At 48.2% G+C, this 554-nt stretch carries 1 protein-coding gene; it reads left to right on the top strand.

Translation table 11 applies throughout. The annotated features are described in order from the left end of the window. The coding region (locus DW739_RS15250) for a virulence-associated E family protein (protein ID WP_243023800.1) at positions 1 to 554 on the top strand (554 nt) is incomplete at both ends.

Here is a 554-nt window from a genome sequence, read left to right on the forward strand (position 1 = left end):
AGACAATGTGTGTTTGGAGGTTCTTCTAATACCCTTGACTTTCTTCCCCTTGACCGAACAGGCAACCGCCGCTTCGTTCCGGTTATGGTCTATCCTGAAAGGGCTGAGGTTCATATTTTGGCAGATGAACAGGCTTCCAGAGAGTATATCAATCAGATGTGGGCAGAAGCTATGGAGATTTACAGAAGTGGCAATTTCCGTCTGAGATTCAGTCCGGCTATGAACGCTTATCTGAAAGCCCACCAAAAGGACTTTATGCCGGAGGACACAAAGGCAGGACAGATTTTAGACTATTTGGAACGCTATTCCGGCAGCATAGTCTGCTCTAAGCAGCTTTACAAGGAAGCACTGGGGCATGATTATGACGAACCGAAACAATGGGAGCTGCGAGAGATCAACGACATTATGAATAACGCTGTCACAGGCTGGAGGGCGTTCAGCAATCCGAGGTATTTTCCAGAGCCTTACCGCCGACAAAAGGGCTGGGAGCGTATCAGGAATGACAACGAGCCTGACAACAGCATGGATGGTTTTCAAGAAATCCCGACAGAGGA

Source organism: Clostridium sp. AM28-20LB, assembly GCF_003480665.1.
Classification (GTDB): domain Bacteria; phylum Bacillota; class Clostridia; order Lachnospirales; family Lachnospiraceae; genus Otoolea; species Otoolea fessa.